This is a genomic window from Oligella sp. HMSC09E12, from assembly GCF_001808505.1.
In the GTDB taxonomy this organism is placed as follows: Bacteria; Pseudomonadota; Gammaproteobacteria; order Burkholderiales; family Burkholderiaceae_B; genus Oligella; species Oligella urethralis.
This window is the reverse complement of record NZ_KV793572.1, coordinates 49,214-73,817: the sequence shown is the minus strand read 5'-3', so window position 1 is coordinate 73,817 and position 24,604 is coordinate 49,214. Positions and strand designations below refer to the sequence as shown.

General features: G+C 45.7%; 22 protein-coding genes and 1 other RNA gene. 17 read left to right on the top strand and 6 right to left on the bottom strand.

Translation table 11 applies throughout. The features are described from left to right. The first annotated feature begins 2 nt into the window (after positions 1-2). Together HMPREF3179_RS05395 and HMPREF3179_RS05390 are read left to right on the top strand one after the other, a co-directional pair. On the top strand, positions 3-740 hold the full coding sequence (locus HMPREF3179_RS05395; RefSeq protein ID WP_070469942.1) for a pseudouridine synthase: 738 nt from the start codon (positions 3-5) through the stop codon (positions 738-740). Positions 741-893: 153 nt separating this feature from the next. Continuing rightward, a complete protein-coding gene (locus tag HMPREF3179_RS05390) occupies positions 894-1,466 on the top strand; it encodes a SecDF P1 head subdomain-containing protein (protein WP_036558389.1) in 573 nt (190 codons plus the stop codon). Between the two features lie 82 nt (positions 1,467-1,548). Here HMPREF3179_RS05390 and HMPREF3179_RS05385 read toward each other — a convergent pair whose 3' ends face one another. Continuing rightward, a complete protein-coding gene (locus HMPREF3179_RS05385; protein WP_048767509.1) occupies positions 1,549-2,787 on the bottom strand; it encodes a lytic murein transglycosylase in 1,239 nt (412 codons plus the stop codon). A 99-nt stretch (positions 2,788-2,886) separates the two neighbouring features. On the opposite strand from HMPREF3179_RS05385, the gene HMPREF3179_RS05380 reads away from it, so the two are divergent. Continuing rightward, on the top strand, positions 2,887-5,112 hold the full coding sequence (locus tag HMPREF3179_RS05380) for a carboxy terminal-processing peptidase (protein WP_083290699.1): 2,226 nt from the start codon (positions 2,887-2,889) through the stop codon (positions 5,110-5,112). 48 nt (positions 5,113-5,160) lie between these two features. Here HMPREF3179_RS05380 and HMPREF3179_RS05375 read toward each other — a convergent pair whose 3' ends face one another. Continuing rightward, positions 5,161-5,829 carry a hypothetical protein gene (locus tag HMPREF3179_RS05375; RefSeq protein WP_036560057.1) on the bottom strand — a complete coding sequence of 223 codons (669 nt, stop codon included), beginning with the start codon at positions 5,827-5,829 and terminating at the stop codon, positions 5,161-5,163. Positions 5,830-5,925: 96 nt separating this feature from the next. Between HMPREF3179_RS05375 and ssrA the strand changes: the two genes are divergently transcribed. After that, positions 5,926-6,251, top strand: a transfer-messenger RNA (tmRNA) gene (gene ssrA / locus HMPREF3179_RS05370). 25 nt (positions 6,252-6,276) lie between these two features. Here the strand turns inward: ssrA and HMPREF3179_RS05365 are convergent. The 4 genes from HMPREF3179_RS05365 to ompA all read right to left on the bottom strand — a co-directional run bounded on the left by HMPREF3179_RS05365 (position 6,277) and on the right by ompA (position 8,984). After that, positions 6,277-6,894, bottom strand: coding sequence for an OmpA family protein (locus HMPREF3179_RS05365; protein ID WP_018026144.1), 618 nt, complete (start codon positions 6,892-6,894; stop codon positions 6,277-6,279). Further along, positions 6,887-7,570 carry an HAD family hydrolase gene (locus tag HMPREF3179_RS05360; RefSeq protein ID WP_018026143.1) on the bottom strand — a complete coding sequence of 228 codons (684 nt, stop codon included), beginning with the start codon at positions 7,568-7,570 and terminating at the stop codon, positions 6,887-6,889. Before HMPREF3179_RS05360 ends, HMPREF3179_RS05365 begins: the two co-directional genes overlap by 8 nt. Further along, positions 7,567-8,280: a bifunctional 2-polyprenyl-6-hydroxyphenol methylase/3-demethylubiquinol 3-O-methyltransferase UbiG gene (gene ubiG / locus HMPREF3179_RS05355; RefSeq protein ID WP_018026142.1), complete on the bottom strand. Its 714-nt coding sequence runs from the start codon at positions 8,278-8,280 to the stop codon at positions 7,567-7,569. The genes HMPREF3179_RS05360 and ubiG overlap by 4 nt, the downstream gene beginning before the upstream one ends. Positions 8,281-8,414: 134 nt before the next feature. After that, positions 8,415-8,984 carry an outer membrane protein OmpA gene (ompA, locus tag HMPREF3179_RS05350; RefSeq protein ID WP_018026141.1) on the bottom strand — a complete coding sequence of 190 codons (570 nt, stop codon included), beginning with the start codon at positions 8,982-8,984 and terminating at the stop codon, positions 8,415-8,417. A gap of 458 nt (positions 8,985-9,442) precedes the next feature. On the opposite strand from ompA, the gene gyrA reads away from it, so the two are divergent. The 13 genes from gyrA (at position 9,443) to rfaD (ending at position 24,496) form a co-directional block, all read left to right on the top strand. Beyond that, positions 9,443-12,109 carry a DNA gyrase subunit A gene (gene gyrA / locus HMPREF3179_RS05345; RefSeq protein ID WP_018026140.1) on the top strand — a complete coding sequence of 889 codons (2,667 nt, stop codon included), beginning with the start codon at positions 9,443-9,445 and terminating at the stop codon, positions 12,107-12,109. A 5-nt stretch (positions 12,110-12,114) separates the two neighbouring features. Next, positions 12,115-13,245 (top strand): 3-phosphoserine/phosphohydroxythreonine transaminase, encoded by a 1,131-nt coding sequence (gene serC, locus HMPREF3179_RS05340; RefSeq protein ID WP_036560042.1) that lies wholly within the window; start codon positions 12,115-12,117, stop codon positions 13,243-13,245. A 6-nt stretch (positions 13,246-13,251) separates the two neighbouring features. Further along, the gene (pheA, locus tag HMPREF3179_RS05335; protein WP_070469941.1) at positions 13,252-14,361 is read left to right on the top strand and encodes a prephenate dehydratase; all 1,110 of its coding nucleotides are present in this window, start codon (positions 13,252-13,254) and stop codon (positions 14,359-14,361) included. Between the two features lie 15 nt (positions 14,362-14,376). Next, on the top strand, positions 14,377-15,537 hold the full coding sequence (gene hisC, locus HMPREF3179_RS05330) for a histidinol-phosphate transaminase (RefSeq protein WP_018026137.1): 1,161 nt from the start codon (positions 14,377-14,379) through the stop codon (positions 15,535-15,537). Then, the gene (locus HMPREF3179_RS05325; RefSeq protein WP_018026136.1) at positions 15,537-16,493 is read left to right on the top strand and encodes a prephenate dehydrogenase; all 957 of its coding nucleotides are present in this window, start codon (positions 15,537-15,539) and stop codon (positions 16,491-16,493) included. The genes hisC and HMPREF3179_RS05325 overlap by 1 nt, the downstream gene beginning before the upstream one ends. 49 nt (positions 16,494-16,542) lie before the next feature. Then, positions 16,543-17,859 (top strand): 3-phosphoshikimate 1-carboxyvinyltransferase, encoded by a 1,317-nt coding sequence (gene aroA / locus HMPREF3179_RS05320; RefSeq protein ID WP_070469940.1) that lies wholly within the window; start codon positions 16,543-16,545, stop codon positions 17,857-17,859. A 37-nt stretch (positions 17,860-17,896) separates the two neighbouring features. Then, positions 17,897-18,577 carry a (d)CMP kinase gene (gene cmk, locus HMPREF3179_RS05315; RefSeq protein ID WP_070469939.1) on the top strand — a complete coding sequence of 227 codons (681 nt, stop codon included), beginning with the start codon at positions 17,897-17,899 and terminating at the stop codon, positions 18,575-18,577. 148 nt (positions 18,578-18,725) lie between these two features. Then, a complete protein-coding gene (rpsA, locus tag HMPREF3179_RS05310; protein WP_070469938.1) occupies positions 18,726-20,441 on the top strand; it encodes a 30S ribosomal protein S1 in 1,716 nt (571 codons plus the stop codon). A gap of 2 nt (positions 20,442-20,443) precedes the next feature. After that, positions 20,444-20,803, top strand: a complete 360-nt coding sequence (locus tag HMPREF3179_RS05305) for an integration host factor subunit beta (RefSeq protein ID WP_018026132.1) — start codon at positions 20,444-20,446, stop codon at positions 20,801-20,803. A gap of 159 nt (positions 20,804-20,962) precedes the next feature. Next, entirely contained in the window at positions 20,963-21,322 is a 360-nt protein-coding gene (locus HMPREF3179_RS05300) for a LapA family protein (RefSeq protein WP_018026131.1), read from the top strand. Positions 21,323-21,325: 3 nt separating this feature from the next. Then, on the top strand, positions 21,326-22,576 hold the full coding sequence (gene lapB, locus HMPREF3179_RS05295; RefSeq protein WP_070469937.1) for a lipopolysaccharide assembly protein LapB: 1,251 nt from the start codon (positions 21,326-21,328) through the stop codon (positions 22,574-22,576). A gap of 1 nt (position 22,577) precedes the next feature. Then, the gene (gene rfaE1 / locus HMPREF3179_RS05290; RefSeq protein WP_070469936.1) at positions 22,578-23,507 is read left to right on the top strand and encodes a D-glycero-beta-D-manno-heptose-7-phosphate kinase; all 930 of its coding nucleotides are present in this window, start codon (positions 22,578-22,580) and stop codon (positions 23,505-23,507) included. Further along, complete coding sequence (gene rfaD, locus HMPREF3179_RS05285) at positions 23,504-24,496, top strand: ADP-glyceromanno-heptose 6-epimerase (protein WP_048767917.1); 993 nt, start codon at positions 23,504-23,506, stop codon at positions 24,494-24,496. Before rfaE1 ends, rfaD begins: the two co-directional genes overlap by 4 nt. The last annotated feature ends 108 nt before the right edge of the window (positions 24,497-24,604 follow it).

Sequence of the window (24,604 nt, the reverse complement as noted above, 5' to 3'; positions counted from 1 at the left end):
TTATGAAAAAAACAGTAGAAAAAATTCGTGTATCCAAACTTTTAGCTGATCGAGGTATCTGTTCACGGCGTGAAGCTGATCATTATATTGAAAAAGGTTGGGTTAAGGTAGATGGTCAAGTGGTAGGTCTTGGCGCCAAGGCCACCGCTAAGCAAGTGATTAGTTTAAATAAACTTGCTCAGCAAAAGCAAGATATGCGCGTCACCATCATTTTAAATAAACCGGTAGGCTATGTGTCACACCAGGCTGACGGCAATTATAAACTTGCCACCTCCTTAATTACACCCCAGCGCCAATTTGATCGGAATAAACATCAATTTGAGCCACAACACCTAAAAGGCTTAGCGCCAGCAGGGCGTTTAGATATCGATTCCCAAGGCTTATTGGTGTTGACCCAAGACGGACGCATCGCGCGTCAGTTAATCGCTGAGGATTCGGAAGTTGAAAAGGAGTATTTAGTACGGGTTGAGGGTAATCTCACGGATAATGGTCTACGCCTATTAAATTACGGACTATCACTGGACGGTGAGCAATTAAAGCCAGCAGAAGTCACTTGGCAAAATGATGATCAGTTAAAGTTTATTCTACAAGAGGGTAAAAAGCGTCAAATTCGTCGCATGTGTCAGGCGGTGGGTTTGACGGTCGTGGGTTTGAAACGGGTACGTATGGGAAATGTCACCTTGGCAGATCTACCACAGGGTCAATGGCGCTATTTAAAAGCACATGAACGGTTTTTATAAACGCTTTGTGCGTGAATTATCAAGCTGATGGTGGTTGATAAAAGTGGCTATCGACTGTAAAAAGTTGATTTTTAATTAATTTTCTTGTCATTACGGTAAAATAGAAACTTTAATAGCTACAACTAATTGATATCTTTTGAGAGTATAGGAATAATGCAGATTAATAAAAAGTTGCTTTTGGGCGTGGTTGTTAGCTCAACGCTATTAGCCGGCTGTCAGACGTTTAATGACTTTATGGATGGTACCTTCGGCTCCTCTAGTAAGACACAGCGCACTACGGGCACAGGCACACCACTTGAGAATGTTCCTAAGACCCCACCACCACCTTATCAGGGTAGCACGGAGCGTACCACCACCTCCTCTTTGGTAATTTATGCTTCATCGGCAACACCGATTGATGGCTATGTGATGGTTGAGCGCAATAATCAGCGTATTTATGTTGATCCTCGTCAGACCTTATTGCGCAGTGATTTGAAAAATGTCTTAGCTGAGCAGGATGATCAGGGTCGTCCTTATGTGAGATTATTCTTTAACCCCAACGGCAGCCAGAAGTTACAGCGTATTACCTCTCAGAATATCGGTCGCTCGTTGACGGTTACCTATAAAGACAATCTGATTTCTAATCTCAATATTAATCGTGCGGTTAGCGATGGTATTTTAAATGTACCGATGGCATCAGCCAATGATGCGATTGCGCTCGAGGGTCGTATTTTAGACGGTGATTGATTCGATCTCTGTACCTAAAGGAGTGATGCAGCTCACATCATGTGGTTGATGTGAGCTGTATTTTTTAGCGTTAAGAAAATGCTTATTGCTGTAAGCGTTTGAGAATTTTCTGACCCGCTCGACCAGTCACCGGCAAGCCGAGGCGACTTTCTTCTGCTTTAATTGCCTCGCGGGAGCGGGCGCCGATAAGACCATCCGCTTCACCGATGGCATGGCCACGGGCTAATAGCAGCTTTTGTAGTTGTACGCGTTCGGCTCGTGATAGACCTAAATCATCCGTAGGCCAAGGGGTAAAAAAGCCCGGACCGTCAACTAAACGATCAGCTAAATGTGCAATGGCTAAGGCGTAGCTTTCTGCGGCATTGTAGCTATAAATGACATCAAAGTTTTTAAATACTAAAAACGCTGGACCTTGTGGGCCTGCCGGCGTAAGTAATCCCGCCTGTTGGCTAGCAGGTGCTAGCTCGCTTAACGATTGACCTAATACGCCCTTGAGCCCACGTTGTTGCCAAGTCTGAATGCTGCGCTTCGTTTTTCTACCTTCACCCTTGGTATTGAAGCCTGCCGGCAGCTTTACCTCAAAGCCCCATACTTGCCCTGTTTGCCAGCCATTACGCTTGAGGTAGTTAGCGGTAGAAGCTAAGGCATCTGCCGTATTGCTAATAAGATCACGACGACCATCGCCGTCGAAGTCAACCGCTAAGCGCTCAAAGGTAGTTGGCATAAATTGAGTATGGCCAAAGGCACCAGCCCATGAACCCCTAAACTCATCGGCCTTAATATCACCGGACTGGACGATTCTAAGTGCTGAGTAAAACTCCTTACGGAAAAAAGCCTGACGTCGACCGTAGCAGCTTAAGGTGCCGAGGGCTTGGATGATTTGGTAACTGCCGAAGTTTTGCCCGTAATTACTTTCAACACCCCAAACCGCAACGACTGTGGCGGGATCCACACCGTACACTTGCTGTACACGCTGCAATAAATCATGATGCTGTCGCAATAGCGCCTTACCTTCAGCGACACGCTGCTCATCAACGAGCGCCGCCAGATAGTCCCAGATAGGCTGACGAAACTCAGGCTGATAGTTGAGCTTTTCTAAAATACTTAGCTCTGGCTGTAATTGATGGGTTAAAGCATGGTAGGTGGCTGGACTCACCCCGGCGCCAGTAGCCTCTGCTTGCAGGGATTGTAGACAGCTCGGAAAGCTTGCTGCAGATTGGGCTAAGGCACTGTGGCTAAAGGCACTTAATAGCAGAGTCGTGGTGTATAGCTTGAGCTTGGATTTAAAAAAGGGGGTTAGGGCCATTGCTTTGTTTACCATCACGTAAAATTAAAGGAATTATTCTTCATTTTAGCAGTCTTAGCGAAAGATCGCTAAAATGATAGATTGTCTAGTCAGGCTTTAAGGATTTTGTATTTCATGACGATTAAATCACGCATTAGATTGTTGGCACTGCTGCTTTCTTCCTGCTTTGTAGTCAGTGCTTGTGAGAGTTCGGTGATGCATCAATCACAGGCTCAAACAGTTGCTCAAGTGGGTTCAGTTGGCAGTCATTATATGGCTGCGCTCAGAGAGTCTAAACAAGCGCCCACAACGTATCAAGACAGTGAGATCTTACCCAAGCTTTCCACGCGCGAGGATTTTTATCGGGCCTCTGTGATTACTAGCCGTATTTTGTCTGGCTTTGAATACAATAAGCAGCCACTAGATGAGGAGATGGCGGGGCGTATTTTTGACGCTTATTTTGATGCCTTGGATCCTCAGCGTATGTTTTTGCTGCAATCAGATATTGAACGTTTCCGTCCACAGCGTTTAAATACCGCAGCCATGATTGCCGATGGTGAGTTAAGCATGGCTTTTGATATTTATACGCTCTATCGTGAGCGTGTGCAGGAGCATTATCAGTATATATTTGCCTTACTAGATAGTGGTCATCAGTTCGATTTCACTAAGGATGAGTCTTTTTCTTTAGATCGTAAGAAACTGCCTTGGCCCAAAAGCAAGGATGAGCTGCATAATTTATGGCGTCAACGTGTAAAAAATGACTTTTTACGCTTAAAGCTGGTCGATAAAACGGATGCCGAGATTATCGACCGTTTGCGTAAGCGTTATACCAATAATCAGAAGCTAACCCTTCAGGCTAATAGCGAAGACGTGGCTGAGATGTTCTTAAATGCTTATGCCGATAGCACCGATCCTCACACCAGTTATTTTAGCCCCACGTCGGCTAAAAACTTTAATGTACAACTTAGTCTTTCAGTTGAGGGCATTGGAGCGGTGCTACAAAAGCGTGATGAGTATGCACAAATTCGCGAAGTCGTTGCTGGTGGGCCGGCAGCAAAATCGGGACAGATTCAACCAGGCGATCGTATTGTTGCGGTTGGTCAAGGTGAAGAGGGGCCGATGGAGGATGTGATTGATTGGCGTCTTGATGATATTGTCGCTAAGGTGCGAGGTGAGCGTGGTACCGTGGTGCGGGTGGAGATTTTGCCCGGAGATGAGGGGGTAGAGGCGCAGAGTCGTATTGTGCGCATTGTGCGTGATCGGGTGATGATGGAGGATCAAGCGGCACGCGTTAAAACACTCGAGGTTGAGGTTGAAGGTAAACAGCGTAAGGTTGGTGTGATTACGATTCCTAGCTTTTACGAGGATTTTGAGGGGCGCTCCAATCGTCAAGATGACTATAAGAGCGTGACGCGTGATGTGAAAAAAATCCTAGAGGACTTGAATCAGCAAGATGTCTCAGCCGTGGTACTGGATTTGCGTAATAATGGCGGCGGTTCCTTATCAGAAGCAGCGAATTTGAGCGGTTTATTCGTTGGACCGATGAATCATATTGTGCAGGTCAAGGATAATAACGATCGTGTTTCTCATGTACGTAGTAACAGTCAAGCCATGGTTTGGGATAAACCAGTGGTGGTGATGGTGAATCGTGTTTCTGCCTCTGCTTCGGAGATCTTTGCTGCCGTGATACAGGATTATGGACGTGGTATTGTGGTCGGTGATGATACTTGGGGTAAAGGCACGGTGCAGACCCTGACGAATTTGTCTGATTTTATCAAGCAACAAATGATCACTAATCCTGAAATCGGTGCTTTAAAATGGACGATTCAAATGTTCTTCCGAGTAAATGGCGCTTCCACGCAAGCCAAAGGGGTTGAGCCAGATATTCATTTCCCTTCACAGTTTAATCATGAGGAGTTTGGCGAGTCGAGTTACCCTAATGCCTTGCCATGGACCCAGATTAATCCAGTTAAACATCGTCAATTTAAGGATATGCAGCCGATTATTAAAGAGCTGCGAAAGTTACATGAGCAACGGGCTAAGGAATCCGGTTCATGGCAGCTGTATGTGGATGAAACAGACTACAGCGTGAAGTTATCTGAGCGCAAGGAGGTCTCCTTAAATTACGAGAAGCGTCTACAAGAGCGTAAGGATATGGAGCAACAGCGCCAGCAGTTTAATGAGCGTCGCAAGGCCTTAGGTGAGTCGGATGTCGGTGTTTTCCGCTTGGATGACGGACTATCCTTTGGTGAGGGTAATCTTAAGGAAGAGCTGGAAATCGAAAAGCGCCGCAAGGAAAGTATCGATACGCCGACGCGCGAAGCGGCAAATATTGCCGCTGATTTGGTCGATTTATATTGAGGTGATTAAAAAAGCGCTTATGAGTTTAAATTCATAAGCGCTTTATGTTTAAATTAGAAAGTGTACTTTCGATAGATCCACTGCTTTAAAAAGCTCTTGCCCTAAGTCCGTCGCTGAAGGATTGTCATTGGCTTGCAGTAAATGATAGGCATTTTCTGAGGCCTCAATCAGATCGTCAATCACGCCTTCTGTTAGTTCGGCAGCGTATGCCCATTGCTCAGTGGGGTAGTGCATTAGGCTTTTAGCTTTTTCATTTGGGCTTGCGCTGCTCACCGCTTTTTTGAAAAAGAACTTGTTTTTGACTGCTGCCGACTGATTTAATAAATGGATAAGGCTCTTATCGAGCGCAACGCCATCTTCAATCACTACCACATAATCTACTTCATTAAATAAACCAGCACCCTGTGCATTTTGTAGAAACCAATTAAGAGCGACTATTTTTAATAGCGCTTGATAGGCTTGCGCATCTACTCCGCTCGCTTTTAAATCCTGCAATACTTGATTGGCTTTAAATTCAGCCAACAGATCGGTATGTTCAAGCAAGGCTTGCTTTTGCTGTGGATTGAGCGCCTCTTCAGCGTATTCAATCACTGCGATTGGACATGCCTCATAATCGCGGTTGAGGCTAAATACGCATTGTTGAAGCTGTGTTAGTGCCGCTGAAGCGGTAGCTGGTACTTGATTAATAGCAGATAAAATAAGAAATGCAGCTTTCATAACGATGGAGCAGAAATAAGCAAAAAGCCCGGTCATTAGGGATGCCGAGCAGCAATAGATAACCCTTAATCATAACCTAAATTTAGTCCATCACGGCGCATCTTGCTATCTTAAATCAATTTTGCTATAGTAGTAATTAAGCTGTATATCTGATTGACTGACAGTTTTCTGGACGCGGGTTCGATTCCCGCCGCCTCCACCATAAGTGCATTGCGCACGGCGGTGTACTTATGATGGGGGCGTCATTGGTTTCGACAGGGAAAAATAGGGAGATTGGCAGCCGGTAGGCGAAGACCGTAAATCTAGCAAACCTTATAAATGCAAATGACGAAAGTTACGCATTAGCCGCCTAATATGGTGTCGCTAGGAGTTTGATCCACTTGGCAACAGAACGGATTAAAGGGGCTTCGGCCCCTTTTTTATTTGCTCAGCTTGTGCTTGTGTAAATTACTTTAAGCGATATAGATACAGCTCAATACGCCGGTTTATCAGACGGTTCTCGCGGCTATCATTACTTACCAAGGGGTCAACCGAACCGCGTCCCTCTAACTCAATTCTAGAGCTTCTAAGGCCTTTTTTGATCATGTAGTTAGCGACACTGCTGGATCGATTGAGCGATAGGATCTGGTTTTGTAGATCGTCACCACTGCTGTCGGTATGACCGACAATGCGCACACGTAATTCTTGACGGGCGTTCATAACCTCAACGATTCTGTTCAAAAATGCGTGAGATTTACGATTAATTCTGACGGTATTACCCACAAAAACATCAGCCGCAGGTATAAGTACACGCAAACTACCATCGTGCACTTGATTGACTTCAATCGCTAAATTCGTCGTATTAGCAGTATTAATCGTCTTGGTGAGTTCCTGCCAATTGCCGGCGACCCATGTCACAGGGCTACCAGTAGCAGGTCGACCATCTGGTTCAACTCTAAAACTACCTTTGCCGCCTTGGCTGCTGCTGTCCATCGTGGCGGTGCAGGCACTCAAAAGGAGCGTGCTAATAATCACGCCCGCTTTGGAGAGTTTAACTAGGGGAGAGTAAGGGCTTGTACTATGCATTAATCATACCTTTTGTATCAGCATCACCAAAAAGGATAGTGGCAATGTCTGCCGGGTGATGCGCAATTGCGTCGGCTTGAGTAGCTATTGCACCCTGTTTGTCTAAGCTGTAACCGTAACTGAGTGCAATCGTTTTCATGCCAGCTTCTTTACCGGCAATAATATCACGTTCATCATCACCGATATACACACATTGATTAGGTGTTTTACCTATTTTTTCAGTGGCATAAATTAAACCCCCGGGATGAGGCTTAATATAAGGGGTGGTGTCGCCGCAAACATTTACACTGCTGCGAGCGCTTAGTTTTAAATAGTCCAATAGTGGTAGTGTGAGAGCCTCACTTTTATTGGTCACAATGCCCCAAAGTAAATGACGTGACTCAATTGTATCTAATAGCTCGCTGATTTGTGGAAAAAGGTGGCTATTATCAAGCATGCAATCACGATAATCCTCTAAAAACCTATCCCTGAAATAGGGATAAACCAAGTCCTCCTGATTTAGCTCCAGCGCAACCTTTAATAAGCCACGCGTACCTTGTGAGGCGACGACGCGTAAGCGCTCATAAGGCAAGTCTGGTAGTTGGCATTTTTGACGCTGTAAGTTTGCTGCTAAGGCTAAGCCAGGCGCACTATCAACAAGCGTGCCGTCTAAATCAAATAAAACCGTATCAATCATTTTTGAGCGGCCATAAAGTAATTAACCGTGGCATCTTGCGTTAAGGTGTAGTGTTTAGAAAAAATATTGTATTTAAGACCGCAGATCGATCTTAGAGATAAACCAGATTGCTCAATGGTTTGACGCAGCTCACTAGGCTTTAACAGTTGCTTATAACTATGAGTACCCTTAGGGACGAGTCCCAAAATATATTCGGCCGCGACAATTAATTGTAAAAAGGACTTGGCATTGCGATTAATGGTAGAGAAAAACACCCAACCACCGGGCTTGACCATTTGAGCACAAGCGCGAATAATCGAATGCGGATCGGGTACATGCTCTAGCATCTCCATACACGTAACCACATCAAAATGCTCGGGATACTGTGCCGCCATTTCCTCAGCAGGGATTTTTTTATAGTCGATGCTGAGTTGACTTTCTAGGCTATGCAGTCTGGCGACGGTTAGGGACTTTTGTGCCATATCGATACCGGTCACATTGGCACCGGCTTTAGCAAGGCTTTCCGCTAAAATGCCACCGCCGCAACCCACATCAATAACATCTAAGCCATCTAAACTGCCGACATGATCGATGATCCATTGACTACGTAGGGGATTAATTTGATGGAGGGGACCGAATTCACCCTCGGTATCCCACCACTTGGAGGCAACAGCGCTGAACTTTTCAATCTCAGAGGGGTCAACATTAATATGCTTTGGGTGATCACTCATGGTGTACGTTGTGCTCTCTACTAGGGGAATTAAATCAATTTATCATAAAAAAAGGCCCCGCTACTAAACGGAGCCTATTGCAATATCAGTGGTACTTCTGCTTAATCAAAGCAGAAGTAAACGCTATGCAGTAATTACTGAGCGCGTGTACCAACGATTTCAATCTCAACACGGCGGTTGCGTGCGCGACCTTCGCGAGTAGAGTTGTCAGCGATAGGCTGAGTCTCACCACGACCGGAAGCGATGATTGAATCAGCAGGGATGCCGCGAGAAACTAAGTAGTTTTTAACAGCAGCTGCACGACGCTCAGATAAACCCTGGTTGTACTGTTCAGAACCAACGCTGTCGGTGTGACCAACCGCAATGATTGACTCTAAAGAAAGTTGCTGTGCTTGTTGAGCAACTTGGTCAAGAATATTACGACCCTCAGGTTTGATAGTAGCTTTGTCGAAATCAAAGAAAGTATCTGCGTTAAACGCTACTTTGTTAGCAACCATCTCAGGTGCAGCTTCTGGAGCGCCACAACCTTGAGCTGCAGTTGCTGGAGTCCAGTAGTTGTTACGCCAGCAGTGCTCGTCTGAACCGTTCATCCAAACGATACCGTAGTTGTTTACCCAGTTATCAATTGTTTGAGCAGATGCTACGCCAGTAGTTGCAGAGGCTGCAACGGCGAATGCTAATGCGAATTTAGAGGCTTTGTTCATGTTTCTCCTCGATGAGCTAAATAAAGCTAAAAAGTTACTCGCAGCGAAACCGCCGCAGAATGGAAATCAGGTTTAGTATAGCAATCAATGAAACATCATTCAAAGTGTTTTGAATAGATTTTCTAAGATGCCCGTTTAAGATGTTAAATGATTTCCTATTTTTTTGCTTAAGTTAATCATGTAAGTATCTGTATTTTATAGATAAATACAGCTTTTTGGTTGTAATTGTTGTTTATAAGCAACTGCGATATGGATAGAAGCTGATTTTTCTCGACTCAATTGCGCACTAGAATGTTGTAAAAAAACAAATGTATAAGCAAGTGCATCTTAAAAAAGATACTTGATGTTTTTGTATAAATTTGCTCCTGGGTTCACGCCTAAGTTTTAGCTGGTCGATAAATGTTAGAATAAAGGGTTAAATTTGTAAAATAAAGCGTTATAGCTGTTAGCGAGTAAATATGGATTCTTTTGCTAAGGAAACGATTCAAATCTCTTTAGAGCACGAAATGCGTCGTAGCTATTTAGACTACGCCATGAGTGTTATCGTTGGTCGTGCGCTACCTGATGCGCGTGATGGCTTAAAGCCGGTTCACCGTCGTGTACTGTATGCGATGGATGTACTAAACAATGACTGGAACCGTCCGCATAAAAAATCTGCCCGTATTGTCGGTGACGTCATCGGTAAATATCACCCTCATGGTGATAGTGCCGTATACGATACGATTGTGCGTATGGCGCAGGATTTCTCGCTACGCTATACCTTGGTTGATGGTCAGGGTAACTTCGGCTCGATTGATGGTGATGGTGCGGCCGCCATGCGTTATACCGAGGTCCGCTTATCTAAGATTGCCCACGAGTTATTGGCCGATATTGAGCAGGAAACCGTCGATTTCGGACCTAACTATGATGGCTCCGAGTTAGAGCCACTGGTGTTGCCTACACGCCTACCTAATTTACTAGTCAATGGCAGCTCGGGTATTGCCGTAGGTATGGCCACCAATATTCCACCGCACAATTTATCCGAGGTGGTTGACGGTTGTTTGTATGCCTTACGTAATCCAGAGTGTAGCGTTGATGAGTTGATCGAAATTATTCCGGCGCCTGATTTTCCAACTGGCGGTATTATCTATGGCACTCAAGGCGTGATTGAGGGTTATCGCACAGGGCGGGGTCGTGTGGTGATGCGTGCTAAAACGCATTTTGAAGAGATTGATCGCGGTAATCGCCAGGCCATTGTGGTGGACGAAATTCCTTATCAGGTCAATAAGAAAACACTACAAGAAAAAATTGCCGAGCTCGTCAACGATAAGCGTATTGAGGGTATTTCTGATATACGTGACGAGTCGGACAAAGAGGGTATGCGTTTAGTGATTGAGCTAAAGCGCGGTGAGATGCCTGAAGTGGTATTAAATAACCTCTATAAAATGACTCAGCTCCAGGATACCTTTGGCATGAACTTGGTGGCCTTGGTTGAGGGTCAGCCTCGCTTGTTGAATCTTAAGCAATTGGTCGAGTGCTTCTTACGACATCGTCGTGAGGTGGTCACTCGGCGTACCGTGTTTCAACTGCGTAAGGCACGTGAACGTGGTCATGTGTTAGAGGGTTTGGCAGTCGCCTTAGCCAATATTGACGAGTTTATTCGTATTATTCGTGCGGCGCCGACGCCGCCAGTGGCACGTGAAGAGTTAATGTCACGTGAGTGGGATGCTTCACTGGTGCGCACCATGTTGGATGCGGCCGATGAGGGTAGTGTGATGGGGGGTGCGGCAGCCTATCGCCCAGAGGACTTAGAGCCGGAGTTTGGTTTGCAGGCAAATGGGCTATATCGTCTAAGTGAGGTGCAGGCCCAAGAAATTCTTAATATGCGCCTACAACGCTTAACCGGTCTTGAGCAAGAAAAGATTGTCTCCGAGTATGAGGAGGTGATGCGTTTAATTGCCGATCTGATTGATATTCTTGCTAAGCCAGCGCGTATTTCAAATATCATTGCTGAGGAGTTGACCGCGATTAAGACGGAGTTCAGCACCAATACTAAGGATGAGCGCCGTTCCACTATCGAGCTTAATGCCAATGAGATCGATATGGAGGATTTAATTACGCCGACGGATATGGTGGTGACCTTATCGCAAGAGGGCTACATTAAGAGTCAGCCATTGTCTGAGTATCGTTCTCAGCGTCGTGGCGGTCGCGGTAAGCAAGCGACTTCGATGAAGGAAGACGATGTTATCGACAGCTTGTTTATTGCTAATACACACGATTACTTACTCTGTTTCTCTAATCATGGTCGCATGTATTGGCTCAAGGTCTACGCAGTGCCACAGGGTGGTCGTAATTCGCGCGGTCGTCCTATTGTTAATTTGTTCCCACTGGCCGAGGGCGAGCGCATTAACGTGGTCTTGCCGGTCAAGGAGTTTACTGAGGATCAGTATGTGTTTATGGCAACCTCCAAGGGTACGGTGAAAAAAACACCATTGACTGATTTTTCTAATCCGCGTCGTGGCGGTATCATCGCCGTTAATCTAGATGAGGGTGACTTCTTAATTGGTGCTGAATTGACTGACGGTAAGCACGATGTAATGCTGTTTTCCGATGATGGTAAGGCAGTGCGCTTTGATGAAAGCGATGTCCGTCCGATGGGTCGTAATGCGCGCGGTGTGCGCGGTATGAATCTGGACGATGAGCAATTGGTGATTGCCTTATTAGTGGCTGATGATGAGGGTCGCAGTGTGTTAACTGCGACTGAAAACGGCTTTGGTAAGCGTACCTCAATTACCGAGTATCCGCGTCATCGTCGTGGTAATAAGGGCGTGATTGCCATTCAAACCTCTGAGCGTAATGGTAAGGTCGTAGGTGCAGTCTTAGTTGAAGAGGCGGATGAGATTATGTTGATTACCTCCGCTGGCGTTTTGGTTCGTACCACGGTAGAGCAAATCCGCGAAATGGGTCGAGCTACCCAAGGGGTGACCTTAATTAATTGTGATGAGGGTGACTTCTTAACCGGTGTTAAGCGTGTGGTAGAAAGTGATTTGGATGAGTCCGAGAGTGCTGATGAGGCATCTGTGGAGTCAACTGGTGAGCGTGTTGATCAAAGCCCCGAGCCTGATGACTCAGCGGCTGAGGAGTAGTGGATATGAAGCAGTTTTGGAACTTTTCGGCGGGTCCCTCTGTGTTGCCTAAGGAGGTTTTACAGCAGGCAGCTGAGGAAATGTTGGATTGGCACGGTAGTGGTCAATCGGTGATGGAAATGAGTCACCGTGGTGCTGAGTTCACACAGATTTGTGATGAGGCGGAAGCGGATTTACGCAAGCTGCTAGGCGTCGGTGACGAGTGGGCGGTGTTTTTTAGTCAGGGTGGCGCAAGCGCACAAAACGCGATTTTGCCAATGAATCTGATTGCCTTAAAAGAGGGTAGGACGGCTGATTATGTGTTGACTGGCTCTTGGTCTAATAAAGCCTATAAAGAGGCCAAGGGCTATGGTGAGATGCGCATCGCAGCTAGCAGTGCCGAGGCACGTGAGATTGACGGCGTGCAGTATCAAGCTTGGCAGTGGGCGCCTGATTTTAGTGAATGGCAAATAAACCCCAAGGCCTCCTATCTGCATTATTGTAGTAATGAAACGATCGGTGGCGTTGAGTATGCCCAGCTCCCTGATAAGGCAGCTATCGGTGCTGAGGGTGTGCCATTGATTTTGGATACCTCATCCCATTTTCTAGCGCGTGCTTGGAATCTTGAGGGCGTCGATATGCTGTATGCGGGTGCGCAGAAAAATGCTGGTCCAGCCGGTAGCACCATCATTGTGATACGACGTGAGTTGATCGGTCAATGTGAAGCGATTTGTCCTGATGTCTTTAATTATAAAAATTTAGATGAGGCGCGCTCACGCTTTAATACGCCACCGACCTATAGTATTTATATGTCAGGCTTGGTCTTTAAATGGTTATTAGCTCAGGGTGGTTTAGCGGCCATAGAACAACAAAATAAGGCGAAAGCCAAGCGTTTATATGACTATATTGACAGTACCGACTTTTATCACAATTTTGTGCAACCGTCGCATCGTTCGATTATGAACGTTCCTTTTGTTACTGCCAATGAAGCCTTGGATGCTCAGTTTTTAAAAGGTGCCAAGGAGCGCGGCTTATTAAATCTTAAGGGCCATAAGTCGGTGGGTGGGATGCGTGCTTCGATTTATAATGCCATGCCGATTGAGGGGGTAGAGGCCCTTATCGACTATATGCAAGACTTTGAGCGTCAGCACGGATAGGAAGCCATGAGCAGCAAATTGAATCAGTTACTTAAGCCTTTGCGTGACAGAATTGATGCCATTGATCATCAAATTTTGGATTTGCTAAATCAACGCGCTCAAACCGCGATTGAGGTAGGTAAGGTAAAGCACGCTTACAATGCCGATGATGCGATTCTAAAGCCTGAGCGTGAGGCACAGGTGATCGGTGCCTTGCAAGGGGATAATCTCTACGGCACCTTTCCTAATACGTCGGTGGAGGCAGTGTGGACCGAGATTATTTCGGCTTGTCGCGGGCTAGAACGTGGTCTGACTATTGCCTATTTGGGTCCTAAGGGTTCATTTTCCGAGCAGGCCGCCTATGAGTTTTACGGTCATGCCGTGCAGATGTTGGAATGTCCTTCTTTTGATGAGGTATTTCGAGCGGTTGAGGCGGGGCAGGCCGACGTCGGTATGGTGCCGGTAGAAAACTCCACCGAGGGGGCGGTGAATCGCACGCAAGATTTATTGCTTAGCACCACGCTTAAGGTGCACGGTGAACGTACTTTGCCCATTCGCCATTGTTTAATGACTAAAACGGGTGAGATGAAGGGCGTGGAGCGCATTATGGCACATCCGCAGACACTTGCTCAATGTCACCAATGGCTGTCAGTGAATTACCCTAATTTGCCTAAAGAGCCCGCTGCCAGTAATTCTGAGGCGGCGCGCATTGCCGCCGAGGATCCGACCGTGGCTGCCATTGCGGGTAAGCATGCTGCACTTGCTTGGGATTTAAGCATGGTGTCTGAAAATATCCAGGATGATGCCAATAATAAAACCCGATTTTTAGCGATAGGTCATATCGTTAATCAAGCCAGTGGCAATGATCAAACGAGTCTGATTGTGGCCGTACCTAACCGAGTTGGGGCCTTGCACGACTTAATTGCGCCTTTTTTAAATCATGGCGTCTCGATGTGTAGGTTTGAGTCGCGTCCTGCCCGTACTGGTCAATGGGAGTATTATTTTTACATCGATATTTTGGGTCATCGTGATGATGAAAATATCCGTGCTGCCCTAAGTGATCTGGAAGCGCAGTCTTCATTCCTGAAGATTCTTGGCTCCTATCCACGACAAAGTGATCCGACCGCATTAATTTAATCTTAAGCGATAGCGATGAGCGATTTAAACTTAAATAAGACCCCGATTTCAGCAACATCTGACTTTTCAGTGCCGGCTAATATCCGTGCTATTAGTCCATATCGTGCCGGTAAGCCAAGCTCTGAGTTGGCGCGTGAGTTTGGCTTAGAGCCAGCTTCTATTGTTAAGCTAGCCTCGAATGAAAATCCTTTAGGTTTTTCGCCACGGGTTAAGCAAGCTTTAATTGATTATTTAAGCACCAGTTCATTGGCTGAATTAGGTCGTTATCCTGACCCCAATGCCTTTGATTTAAAAGCTGTACTGGCACAGCATTACGGTGTTGAGATGGCAAATCTCACCATCGGTAATGGTTCTAATGATTTGTTGGAAATCATCTCTTTAGCTTTTTTGGATGAGCATAGTTCAGCTGTCTATTCGGAACATGCCTTTGTGGTGTATAAGCTCAGCACCCAAGCTCGTGGCGCCCGACATTTGGCGGTGTCGACAAAGGGTTTGGGTTTGGATTTAGAGCGTATGTATGAGGCGATTGAGGAGGATACTCGCTTGGTGTATATTGCCAATCCGAATAATCCGACCGGCACCTTTCATCCTAGGGATGACATTATCGCTTTCTTAGATCGTGTCTATGCGAGTCGTGGTAATAAGACCTTGGTGGTTCTAGACGAAGCATATAATGAATACCTTGATCCTGAGCTGCGTTTTAATAGTGCCGAGTTGATAAAGCACTATCCGAATCTAGTCGTTTTGCGCACTTTTTCCAAAGCCTATGGTTTAGCTGGCTTGCGGGTTGGTTTTGCGATTGCGCAGAGCGAAGTCACGGATTATCTGAATCGTGTGCGACAGCCATTTAATGTTAATACCTTAGCTCAAATTGCGGCAATGGTGGCCTTAGAAGACGAGGAGTTTTTAGCGCAAAGTTATCAAATGAATAAAGCGGGCAAGGCCTATTTATCGGCTGAGTTTGAGCGTATGGGGATAGCCTATGTGCCGAGCTTTACAAACTTTATTTTATTTGAAATGAATGAAGCGCCTAAGGTTGCCGAGGCTTTATTAGCCAAGGGTGTGATCGTGCGCCCTGTCGTAGGTGACGGTTTACCTAATCATTTACGCGTTTCAATCGGTACTGAAGAAGAAAATCAGCGCTTTATCGCCGCTTTAAAAGAGGTACTTGCTTAATGCCTAAACTGCTCTCGGCGCTACCTCTGGCGGAGGCGGTGCGTGTCAGTTTTAATGATGGGATTGCGCGCATTGAGGACTTAGCCAAGCCGCCGGCCTTTAACACAGTTGGTATTATTGGTGTCGGCTTAATTGGCGGCTCCTTCGCTTTGGCCATGAAAAGCGCAGGGCTTTGTGAGCGCGTGATAGCGGCTGGTAGACAGCAAAGCAGTTTATTCAATGCTAAGGCGCTCGGGGTAATTGATGAGGTGGTGAGTGTTGAGTGCTTAGCAGCAGAGGCTGATCTTATTTTTATTGCTGTCCCCGTTAAAGCCTTTGCTTCGGTGTTTAAGCAATTAATACCACATTTATCAGAGACGGCGATTATTACCGATGGTGGCAGCACCAAATATGATTTGATGATGGAGGCACGGCTTATTTTAGGTGAGCGCATTGGGCAATTTGTACCCTTGCATCCCATTGCTGGCTCACATCAATCGGGCGTTGCTGCTGCGCGCGGTGATTTGTACGAAGATCGCAAGCTGATTATTACGCCTCTGGCAGAAAATGCCCTTGCAGATATTGCTTTGTTAGCAGCTACTTGGCAGGCACTAGGGGCAACCGTGTATTGTATGGATGCACAAATACACGATAGGATTTTTGCTGCTACCAGTCATTTTCCACATTATATTAGTGCGGCTTATATGAACAGTTTATTAGCCTCGGAGCATCGGGAGTTATTTTTAGCCATGGCGGGAACGGGTTTTAGGGATTTTACTCGCATTGCTGCCAGTTCGCCAGAAATGTGGAGTGATATTTTCTTCGCTAATAAAGAAGCCATGTTAGCGCAGCTTGATGATTTTATACGGCAGCTAAATGAAGCAAAAGTTTATCTGCAAAATGAGCAGCAGGATAAAATGTACGAATGGTTTAATACTGCCTCATCTGCGAGAAAAAACTGGCAATTAAAATCATAGTGCTAGATTTGTTCATTTAAATTTAAAATAAACAGTTTCGGAGGTGACCGTGGTTCAGTCAGTGGCTTATTTGGATTTAGCGCCGGTGAAAAAAGCTGCAGGTGAGATTCATTTACCTGGTTCAAAAAGTATCTCCAATCGGGTTTTGTTATTGGCGGCTTTAGCAAAAGGTAGTACCACCGTGCATGGGCTATTGGATTCGGACGATACCACGGTTATGCTAGAAGCCTTAAAAAAGCTCGGTCTACGCATTGAGGATTTAGGCAATCACTCGGTTAAGGTACATGGTGTGGCTGAGTTTCCAGTTAAAAATGCCGATCTGTTTATGCAAAATGCAGGTACGGCGATTCGTCCGCTCACAGCTGCCTTAGCGGTGAGTGGTGGAAGTTATCATTTACATGGTATTCCCAGAATGCATGAGCGTCCAATCGGCGACTTGGTTGAAGCGCTGCAGGGTATTGGTGCAAATATCGAGTATTTGCAAAATCCAGGTTATCCGCCATTACAAATCGAAAGTCCTACTTTGAAAGCAAATACGGTGATTAAGGTGGCAGGCACTGTGTCCTCACAGTTTTTAACTGCATTGCTGATGGCCGCACCCATCATGGCAAAAAAACTTAATCAAGCCATTGAAATTGAGGTGGTAGGGGAGCTGATTTCTAAGCCTTATATCGGTATTACGCTAAATCTGATGCAACGTTTTGGTGTGAAGGTGGAAAATCAGAACTGGCAGCGTTATATTATTGCTGCCGATGCAGTTTATCAATCACCGGGGGAAATTTGGGTTGAAGGTGATGCCTCATCAGCTTCCTATTTTCTGGCTTTAGGTCTACTGGGTGCAGGCCCAATTCGTATTTATGGTATTAATCAGCAAAGCATACAGGGTGATATTTTATTTGCGGATTTTGTGGCAAAAATTGGTGCTGAGTTGCGATATGGGGCGGATTATGTGGAGGTGAGCGCTCATCAGGGAGATGGCTTTCCTAGGGTTAAGGCCTTTGATGAAGACTTTAACCTGATTCCTGATGCAGCGATGACAGCGGCGGTATTGGCACTCTATGCAGATGGTCCTTGTGTTTTGAGGAATATTGCTTCCTGGCGGGTTAAGGAAACCGATCGCATTGAGGCGATGCATGCCGAATTAGCGAAGATGGGTGCGACGGTAGAATCAGGACCTGATTATCTTAAAATCACGCCGCCACAGCACTGGCAAGACGCTGCGATTGAGACCTATGATGACCACCGTATGGCGATGTGCTTTTCGCTAGCGATATTTGCAGATGCCAAGGTGCGCATTATGGATCCAGCCTGCGTGAATAAGACCTTCCCCACTTACTTCCAAGAGTATAAGCGACTCTTGAAATAAGTTAAAATCAACCAATCATACAAAGAATGAGGAAATAATGGATACCATCAGCAATATCCCGGTGATTACGATTGACGGCCCCAGCGCCTCTGGTAAAGGTACCGTGGCGACATTATTGGCGCGTGAGTTGGGCTGGTATGCCTTGGATTCTGGTGCACTTTATCGCTTAACAGCTTTAGACTGTATGAAGAAAAAGGTGGACCTTGATGACCAGGATGCAGTGTCTGCCGTGGCCGCAGGATTATCAATTAAATTCTTACCTGAGGGTGTGTTTTTGCACGATGAGAATGTAAGCGAGAGCATCGGTAGTGAGCAAGTGGGTGCGATCGCTTCTAAAATAGCGGTGTATCCTAAGCTGCGTGCGACCTTATTGCAAAGCCAGCGTAATTGTCGCCGTGCCCCAGGTCTAGTGGCTGATGGTCGCGATATGGGGACCTTAGTGTTTCCCGATGCGGATTTAAAAATATACCTTGTTGCGGACGTGCAAAAAAGAGCTGAAAGACGTTATAAGCAGTTGATGAACAAGGGTTTTTCAGTTAAACTTAGTAGTTTAATTGCAGATTTAGAAGCGCGCGATCAGCGTGATATGAATCGTGAGTATGCGCCGCTTAGGCCAGCTGACGATGCAATTACGGTAGATTCTTCGGAGTTGGATATTGATGAGACGGTGGCCGTTGTGCTGAAGCATTGGTATCACCGCATTGATCCGGCTGAGTAGCTTTAGTGCACTGCAATTAGTTGCAATTGATTTTTGGTCTTTTGCGCAGGTAGTTAGTATTTTCTGCGCAAAAGTTTGTTAACTCCGTCGGTGCTTGCATCGACGTGTATTTTTATTAGGCATTGATTGCCTTTGGATTATTAATTTAATGACATCCTTAAACTTCCAAGACGCCCTAGGTGGCGAAAGCTTTGCCGATTTATTCGAGAAAAGCATTAACGATCAAGAAATGAAATCCGGTGAAGTTATTTCAGCCGAAGTTGTGGCCATTGACCGCAACCTAGTGACTGTTAACGCCGGTCTTAAGTCTGAAGCCCTAATCCCTATCGAAGAGTTCTTAAACGATCAGGGTGAGTTAGAGGTTGAGGTAGGTGATTTCGTATCAGTTGCTATCGACTCTATCGAAAATGGCTACGGTTCAACCATTCTTTCGCGTGACCGTGCGAAGCGTTTATCTGCATGGTTACAGTTAGAAAAAGCACTAGAATCAGGCGAGTTAGTTAACGGTACTATCACTGGTCGCGTTAAAGGCGGTCTGACTGTGATGACTAACGGTATCCGTGCTTTCTTACCAGGTTCTTTAGTTGACTTACGTCCTGTTAAAGACACCAGCATTTTCGAAGGTAAGACTTACGAGTTTAAAGTAATCAAATTAGATCGTAAGCGTAATAACGTTGTACTATCTCGTCGTGCAGTACTTGAAGTGACCATGGGCGAAGAACGCGAGAAGCTATTAGAAACGCTCACCGAGGGTTCAGTAGTTAAAGGTACTGTTAAAAATATTACTGAGTACGGTGCCTTCATTGACTTGGGTGCGATTGACGGTCTATTACATATTACGGATATGGCATGGCGTCGTGTTCGTCATCCGTCTGAAGTACTTTCCGTTGGTGAGGAAATCGAGGCTAAGGTACTTAAATTCGATCGCGAGAAAAACCGTGTATCACTCGGCGTTAAGCAATTGGGTGAGGATCCTTGGATTGGCTTATCTCGTCGTTGCCCTAAAGGCACACGCTTATTCGGTAAGGTAACTAACTTAACTGACTATGGTGCCTTTGTTGAGGTTGAGTCTGGTATCGAGGGCTTAGTTCACGTCTCTGAAATGGATTGGACTAACAAAAACGTTGATCCTCGTAAGGTTGTCAGCTTAGGTGAAGAAGTTGAAGTGATGGTGTTGGATATTGACGAAGATCGTCGTCGTATCTCACTTGGCATGAAGCAGTGCCGCTCGAATCCGTGGGAGGATTTCGCTGCCAACTTTAACCGTGGCGACAAGGTTCAGGGCGCAATTAAGTCAATTACCGACTTTGGCGTATTCATCGGTTTACCTGGTAATATCGACGGTTTAGTTCACTTATCTGATCTTTCTTGGAACGAGTCTGGCGAAGAAGCGGTTCGTAACTACAAAAAAGGTGACGAGGTTGAGGCGGTTGTGCTTGCGATTGATACCGATAAAGAGCGTATTTCTTTAGGTATTAAGCAGTTAGAAGGTGATCCGTTCAATAACTACGTCTCTACTAATGATAAAGGTGCCATTGTTAAAGGTACGGTTAAATCGGTTGAGCCTAAAGGCGCAGTCGTTACTTTATCAGTAGATGTTGAGGGTTACTTACGTGCTTCGGAAATCTCTAGCGGTCGCGTAGAGGATGCGACAACCGCACTTAAAGAGGGTGATGAAGTCGAAGCAATGATTCTTAATGTGGATCGTAAGCAGCGCGCAATTCAGTTGTCTATTAAGGCACGTGATAATGCAGAAACTGCTGAACAACTGGAGAGCATCAAAGGCTCAGCTGCTCAATCCGGTACCACAAGCTTAGGTGCTTTACTTAAAGCTAAGCTTGATGAAGCTAAAGACGAAGAGTAACAGTGACGAAATCTGAGTTAATTGAGGCTTTGGCAGCTGCTTTTCCACAGCTGCCGGCTCGCGACATTGATTACGCAGTTAATACCATTCTTGATGCCATGGTTGATGCCTTGGTTGAGGGTAAGCGTATTGAGGTGCGTGGCTTTGGAAGTTTTTCCTTGTCGCAGAGAGCCCCTCGTGTCGGTCGTAACCCTAAATCAGGTGAAAAAGTGATGGTGCCTGGCAAAAAGGTGCCACACTTTAAAGCCGGTAAGGAGTTGCGCGAACGAGTTGATGCGACCTTCCAAGAGGAGTTATCAGCTACGCCGGGGACTGCCACCGGAGTCAATCAAGATAACTGTCAATTAGAAGCTATCGGTTAATTTATCGTTTGCTGTACTGCAATCTTTTCGCTAAACCCGAAGTCTGGAACCATCCCGATTTCGGGTTTTTTTATTTCGGCTAGAATAATCGCTATTTACTTAAGTTTTTTGCTAATTCCTATTACAATAGACGATAAATAAATTTCCGGAGTGAAGTCGATGAAGTATTTGGTTTGGATTATTCGCATAATCATCTTTGTTCTTGTTTTATTGTTTGCGCTTAATAATACCCATCTGGTGGATGTGAATTTCTTTGCGGATTTACGCGCCAAGGGGGTGCCACTGATTCTCGTGCTTCTCATTGCTTTTGTAGCGGGTTCAGTCTTCGCTTACTTCTTGATGGCGCCGTCTTACTTCCGGGGTAAGTATCAACAGGCTAAGCTAAAAGATGAGATTGCTAGCTTGCACCGTCAGGCCGCCACTAAAGTCCGCGAACAGGTGCAAGAAGATCATGCAAAAGCAGCTAACGCCAATGGTCCTGATATTTTTATTGCCTTGCAGCCTAATAGCAAATCATAAACCATGGAAGCAGGTGTAGATTTCGAAGTTTGGTGGTTTATTTTAATTCCCATTGTGTTTGCATTGGGGTGGATAGCCGCTAGAGTAGACTTCAAACAAATGCTCTCGGAGACGCGGCAGTTGCCAGATTCGTATTTTAAAGGTCTGAATTTTTTATTAAATGAGGATCACGATAAAGCGATTGATGCCTTTATCGAGGTGGCTAAACTTGATACAGAAACCACCGAGTTGCATTTTGCATTAGGTAATTTATTCCGACGTCGCGGTGAGATTGAACGGGCGATTCGTGTACATCAGAGTCTCTTGAATCGTGCCGATTTACCACGTAAGGATCAGGAGCAGGCTTTATATCAAATTGGTCAGGACTATTTTAAAGCCGGGATGTTTGATCGTTCCGAAGAGGCTTTTAAACGGGTGATGAATAGTCAGAGCCTGAGTGTTTCCGCCATCCGTCATCTGATTCGTATTTACGAGTCGGTGCATGATTGGCCTAAAGCCATCGAAATGGTTGAAAGACTCAAAGCGCTATTAAACGAGCCGGTGCCAGCCCTGGTTCATTATCATTGTGAATTGGTTGAGCAGGCACTACGCACGCAACCCGCTAATCTGAATGAGGCGATTAAGCATCTAGATCAAGCAGAACACGCGATGCAGGTGGATTCGCTTGAACAACGTAGTGAAGCGTCCATGGCGCGTATAGCCATGCTGCGAGCAGAGATTGCTGCACAACAAGGACAAACTCAGAATCAACGATTGCAGCTTGAGAGTGTACTGAATGATGCACCTAGTTATAGTAGCTTGGTGGCTGAGAAGTTATTACAAAATTATCAACAGACGGATCAGTTAGCGCGAGGGCTTGAGTTATTAGCACGTCATTTTGAAGCACATTTTTCGCTTGATCTATTTGTGATACTACTTAAGCACTATCGTCTACAAGGTGATGATGAGGTGGCGCGTCGTTTTGCTGCTAAAACCTTAGCGGCGCATCCTACTTTACTTGGTTTAAGTAAATTTTTTGAGTCCGAACTCAAAGCCTCGTCAGTAGCAGAAACGGGTTTCACCGCCAGCGAGTCCAGTGCCTTAGCCGAGATACTACAGGTGGATTTTCTATATAAAATTATCCATCAACATGCACAGCGTTTAGATCGTCGTGAATGTCGTGTTTGTGGTTTTCAAGCTCAATCATTTTATTGGCAGTGCCCTGGTTGTAATCAATGGGAAACGTATTCAACCAAGCGCTTAGAGGGAAAGTAGTATGAGCCCTTATCCTATTGCTCAAATTAAAAATAAAAAAATTTTAGTCATCGGCGACTTGATGCTAGACCGATATTGGTTTGGTGAGGTCGATCGCATCTCACCTGAAGCGCCGGTGCCAGTTGTTCGTGTGGTCAAAAAGGAGGATCGCTTAGGCGGTGCCGCTAACGTAGCACGTAACGTGCTTAGTTTGGGTGGCCAAGCAACCTTGTTGGGGGTCATTGGCGTTGATGAGGGTGGCGAGCGTTTGCAAAGTCTGTGCGATGATATGGGTGTTAATGCAGTGCTTAGCCTAGATCAGCACATTAGTACCACCTTAAAAATGCGAATTTTGGGCAGAAAGCAACAAATGCTGCGGGTTGATTTTGAGCATCCACCCACTGATCATAGTCTAAGAAGTGTTTATCAACATCTTGTTGATTTGATTGCTGAACATGATATTTTGGTGTTATCAGACTATGCCAAGGGCGTTTTAAGAGATATTAGAAGCATGATCGCACTTGCTAATCAGCATCAGGTGCCGGTTTTGGTCGATCCGAAGGGGACGGATTACTCACTTTATCGACATGCCAGTCTATTGACCCCTAATCAGTTGGAATTGACGCAAGCAGTGGGTACCTGGAAAGATGAAGAGGAGTTAGTGCAAAAGGCACAAGCCTTACGCGAGAAACTGGCCTTAGAGGCGTTGCTGGTTACTCGTTCTGAAAAGGGGATGACCTTATTTGCGGCAGATGGCGTGCATCATGTGAATGCTGAAGCGAAAGAGGTCTTTGATGTGTCCGGTGCTGGCGATACTGTGTTAGCTACCATGGCCGTGACTCGTGCGGCTGGTATGCGCTGGTCTGAATCAATTAAGTGGGCAAATAAGGCTGGCGGTATCGTGGTAGGCAAGTTAGGGACATCGATTGTTAGTGCAGAGGAATTGTTATGATAGTTGTAACTGGGGCCGCTGGCTTTATTGGTAGTCAATTGCTAAAAGGCTTAAATCAACAGGGCTTAGATGATATTTTGGCGGTTGATGATTTATTGCAAGGCGATAAATTTGTGAATTTACGCAATCATCAAATTGCCGATTATAAGGATAAGGATCTTTTCCGCCAGGAGCTGCTGGCTGATCAGTTGCCCTCCATTTCTATTGTCTTTCACCAAGGGGCTTGCTCCGATACCACAGAGCGCGATGGTCGCTATATGATGGATAATAACTACCAAGTATCGTTGGAGTTATTAAATTATTGTCAGCAGCGAGGTATTCCCTTCATATATGCTTCATCAGCCGCTACCTATGGGGCCAAACAGCGCTTTACTGAAGAGTTAGCGTCAGAGGGACCATTAAATGTATATGGCTATTCTAAATTCCTCTTCGATCAGGTGGTGCGCCGTCGCTTGGCTGAGCGTAAGGCGCAGATTGTTGGTTTGCGTTACTTTAATGTCTATGGTCCGCACGAGCAGCATAAAGGCCGCATGGCCTCGGTTGCCTTTCATCATTTTAATCAGTTTATGACTGAAGGGCGGGTGCGCTTATTTGGTGAATATGATGGTTACGGTCCTGGTGAGCAAGTGCGTGACTTTATTTATGTAGAAGACGTAGTCAACGTCAATCTGCATTTTATGCAAAATCCGCAAATCAGTGGTATTTTTAATTGCGGTACTGGGCAAGCGCAACCATTTAATGATATTGCTCATACGGTGATTAATACGGTACGTCAAGCGCGCGGAGAGGCACCGCTTAGTTTGGAGGAGCAGATCGCTCAAGGTCTTCTGCAATACATTGATTTTCCCGAGGATCTAAAGGGGCGTTACCAAAGCTTTACGCAAGCGAATACTGATAAGCTTAGACAAGTGGGTGCCTATCAACATCGCTTTAAGCGGGTACAAGAGGGAGTGGCCGAGTACGTCAAGCACTTGCTGGCACAGAGCTAAACCACTAAGCGGCGGCTAGTCGACTGGCTAAAAATAGCCACTTAAACACATTTACTATTTGCTTTCCCCATAATTAATTAAGTGTTTTTAATTGATGATGGGGATTGT